Source organism: Kitasatospora sp. NPDC047058, assembly GCF_040643935.1.
Taxonomy (GTDB): domain Bacteria; phylum Actinomycetota; class Actinomycetes; order Streptomycetales; family Streptomycetaceae; genus Kitasatospora.
Map to the genome: position 1 here is coordinate 1 of NZ_JBEYVJ010000581.1, position 3,496 is coordinate 3,496.

The following is a 3,496-nucleotide window of genomic DNA, read 5'->3' on the forward strand; positions in this document are numbered from 1 at the left end:
CGTCCGGGACCTGCACGTCGAGTTCGTCACCCGGGACGGGGTGGCGAGGGCGGTCAACGGCGTCGACTACAGCGTCAGCGCCGGGGAGACGCTCGTCACCGGGCAGGGCGAGTTCCGGGAGTCGCTGGTGCGCGGCGAGCACGGGTACGTCGCCACCTACGCGGCGGGCGGCAGCTGCGTGCTCACCCTGCTGGCGCACCCGGACGCGAACGTCGGCCGTCTGCACCTGGAGGCGCGCCGCTCCGCCCAGCGGATCGCCGCCCTGCTCAACGAGACGCTGGCGCCGAGGGACCCCCTCCAGCCCTGACCCCGTCGGCCCCGACGCTCACGCACCGACCGACCCGCCCCGATCCGCCCCGATCCGCCCTGATCCGCCCACTTTCCGATCCGCTCCGACATCCCCCGACATCCCTCCGACCGGACCGATCCTCCCGACCGACCTTCCCGACCGACCTTCCGTTTCCGAACGAACTGGAGAAACCGACATGACGGACGCAGCCGGCGCGCTCAAGCACGCCATGACCGTGATCGAGGGCGCCGTCGGCGCCGCACTCGTCGACTACAACAGCGGTATGGCCCTCGCCACCCTCGACGGCCCCGGCGGGCTGGACCTCAACGTGGCCGCCGCCGGCAACACCGACGTGGTCCGGGCGAAGATGCGGACGATGGACATGCTCGGGCTGGGGGACGGCATCGAGGACATCCTCATCACGCTGAGCAGCCAGTACCACCTGATCCGCCCGCTCACCAGCCGTAGCGGCAAGGGCCTGTTCCTCTACCTCGCGCTGGACCGGGGCCGCGCCAACCTGGCGATGGCCCGGCACCAGCTGACGAAGGTCGAGGCCGAGCTGGAGGTCTGACCGGGACCCCGTAACCCCGGGAACCGAGACCCCGGGAACCGAGACCCGGACCCCGCGTCGCGCGGCGCGGGGTCCGTCCGGTCACCCGCCGGGCCGGTCTTCCGCCGGGCCGGTCTTCCACCGGACCGGTCCTCGGGCCGGTCACCCGTCGAAAGCCGTCGGCTGCTCCGTCCACGCCACCTCGCCGCCCGCGAGCCCGGCGCAGACGGCCCCGCCCGGCGTGACCACGCTCCAGGGGGCGACCAGCGCGTGCGGCGGCACGGTCAGCAGGGTGTCGCCGTCGCCGGAGAAGCTCAGGTGCAGCCCGCCCGCCATGGTCACCAGGGCCGTACCGACCGTCCGGCCCACCAGGCGGAGCAGGGCCGGGGAGGGGCGGAAGCTCAGTGCGGGGAAGAAATGGTCCACCTCGGACGGCGTGGTGAACACGAACTCGTGCGCCACCCGGACGGTCACCGGCCCGTCGAGCGTGATGTCGAGCCGGCTGCCGCCCGTGACCGCGACCACCCGGCGGCCGGCCAGTACCTCTCCGATCGCGTTCTGCATGACCCCAGTGTGAACCAGGACCACCACCCGGGTCCGCGGCTTCGGCCCGGACCCACAGGCCTGGACCCACAGGCCCGGACCCGCCGCTCAGACCGACGGCCGCCCGCCGACCAGTTCGGCCGGACCGCCCGCGCGGTCGCGGGTGGCGAGCGCGGCCGCCGTACGGGCCCAGGACGCCCCGGACAGCAGCGCCCGCGCCTCCGCCGCCTCGCAGAGCCGCCACTCGACCAGTTCGTCCTCCGCCATCACCATCGAGGCGAGCTGCCCGTCCGTCACCGTCCCGCCGTCGAAGACGTACACCAGGACGGCGGTGTCCCGCCCGGTCTCCGGATCGGCCGCCCGCCCGGGCAGCCAGTCGAGGGCGAGCAGCCGACCCGGTTCGCACTCCCAGCCCAACTCCTCGCGGATCTCGCGCCGGGCCGCCGCCCGCGGCAGCTCCCGGTCCGCCTCGATGCCGCCGCCGGGCAGCACCCAGTACGGCTCCTCGCCGCCGGGGCCGGACCACGGCCGGAGCCGGACCAGCAGCACCCGCCCGGCCGCGTCGGTGAACAGCGTGCGGGCCTTGGCCCGGATCCGGGGACGGGTGGCGATGTAGGTGTCCCGGTCCAGCGGGGGATCGACGGGCCCGGCCGGCGGCCGGCCGTTCGCACCGGCGAGCGTGACCCCGGCCGGCCCGGTGTACTCGGGCGGCGGCCCGACCGTCAGGTGGTCGAGCGTGTGCCCGGCGGGCAGGCTGTCCTCCAGCTCCAGCGGCCCGGCCTCGCGCGGGGCCCGCAGGCAGGCGCCCACCCGGCGGGAGAGCCGCGGCGGCAGTGCGTGGCCCGCCTGTTCCGGCGTCAGCCAGGTCCAGCCGCCGACCTCCAGCGTGTCCGGCGTGAAGGCGGCCAGCTCCTGCGGCGTCAGCGGCTCGGCCCAGTAGAGGTGCGCGGCGATCGGCGGGCGGGAGCGGCCGAGCACCCAGTCGATGCAGGCCAGCGGTCCCAGCCTGGGCGTGAACCCCAGCTCCTCGGCGATCTCCCGGACGGCCGTCCGGCGCGGCGACAGGTCCGTGTACTCCCAGCCGCCGCCCGGGATCGACAGCGGATGCTTCTTCTCGTACGGCAAGCGCACCACCAGCAGGTTGCCCCGCCCGTCCGGGAACAGCACCCCGGAGGCCGCCAGCAATTCGCGCCCCGCGCGTCCGTCCCGGCCACCCGAAGGCGGTGACGACACCACAGCAGCTCCCTCCACCCGGCCGGGCAGACCCCCGCCCGCTGCCCACGACGACGCCCCCGCCCGTCCCAACGGTTCCCCAACCGGTGGGCAACCGCCCGGGACGGTACGGGCGTCAGACCCGTTCGAGTGGCCGGTGCGGGCCGTCCGGCAGCTCCACGGCGATCGCGTCGCCCGGCCGCACCACGCCGCCGGCCCGGACGACGCCCATGATCCCGGCCTTGCGCACGATGTCCCCGGCCTCGTTCCGGCCGACCACCTGCTTCAGCAGCCCGTTCTGGAACGCGTCGATCTGCAGGCACGGATTGCGCAGGCCGGTGACCTCGACGACCGCCTCGTCCCCGAGCCGCAGCAGCGTCCCGACCGGCAGGCCGAGCAGGTCGACGCCGCGGGTGGTGACGTTCTCGCCGAGCTCGCCCGGCCGCACGCCGAACCCCGCCCCGGCGACCTCGGCGAACAACTCCTCGTGGATGAGGTGGACCTGCCGGAGGTTCGGCTGGGTCGGATCCTGCGCGACCCGCGACCGGTGCTTGACCGTCACCCCGGCGTGGACGTCCCCCTCCACGCCGAGCCCGGCCAGCAGGGTGATCGCGGCCCGGTTGGGCTTGGTGAACGCGTACTCGCCGTTGCTGCTGACCGCCGTGACCGTTCCGCTCATACCCCGGGCCCCTCCCCAATGCGCTGCGACGTCTCGTCAGGAGCGTAGCCCCCGCACTCCGATCACGGACAGGCCGCCTCAGCCGGGCAGTCCGCCGGCTCCGCCAGCGGCGCTCGCTCTACTAGCCTCAACGCCGTTCAGTTAAGCGTGGGGCCTGCATGTCAAGGCCGGTAGGCAAAGCAGCGGAGCTCCCGTAGAAGAGGTCTGTCCTCCAAGACATCCT

The 3,496-nt window shown here is 74.3% G+C and carries 5 protein-coding genes; 2 read left to right on the plus strand and 3 right to left on the minus strand.

Annotation, left to right across the window (positions count from 1 at the left end; all coding sequences use genetic code 11):
• On the plus strand, positions 1 to 307 hold a 307-nt coding region (locus tag ABZ885_RS37755), incomplete at its 5' end, for a diacylglyceryl transferase (protein WP_360199194.1).
• A 178-nt stretch (positions 308 to 485) separates the two neighbouring features.
• Positions 486 to 860: a hypothetical protein gene (locus tag ABZ885_RS37760; RefSeq protein ID WP_360199196.1), complete on the plus strand. Its 375-nt coding sequence runs from the start codon at positions 486 to 488 to the stop codon at positions 858 to 860.
• A 141-nt stretch (positions 861 to 1,001) separates the two neighbouring features.
• Here ABZ885_RS37760 and ABZ885_RS37765 read toward each other — a convergent pair whose 3' ends face one another.
• The 3 genes from ABZ885_RS37765 to ABZ885_RS37775 form a co-directional block, all read right to left on the minus strand.
• Positions 1,002 to 1,403: a DUF6188 family protein gene (locus ABZ885_RS37765; RefSeq protein WP_360199198.1), complete on the minus strand. Its 402-nt coding sequence runs from the start codon at positions 1,401 to 1,403 to the stop codon at positions 1,002 to 1,004.
• A gap of 87 nt (positions 1,404 to 1,490) precedes the next feature.
• Positions 1,491 to 2,567 carry an NUDIX domain-containing protein gene (locus tag ABZ885_RS37770; RefSeq protein ID WP_360199200.1) on the minus strand — a complete coding sequence of 359 codons (1,077 nt, stop codon included), beginning with the start codon at positions 2,565 to 2,567 and terminating at the stop codon, positions 1,491 to 1,493.
• Positions 2,568 to 2,730: 163 nt separating this feature from the next.
• The gene (locus ABZ885_RS37775; protein WP_360199202.1) at positions 2,731 to 3,273 is read right to left on the minus strand and encodes an MOSC domain-containing protein; all 543 of its coding nucleotides are present in this window, start codon (positions 3,271 to 3,273) and stop codon (positions 2,731 to 2,733) included.
• Positions 3,274 to 3,496 lie beyond the last annotated feature (223 nt).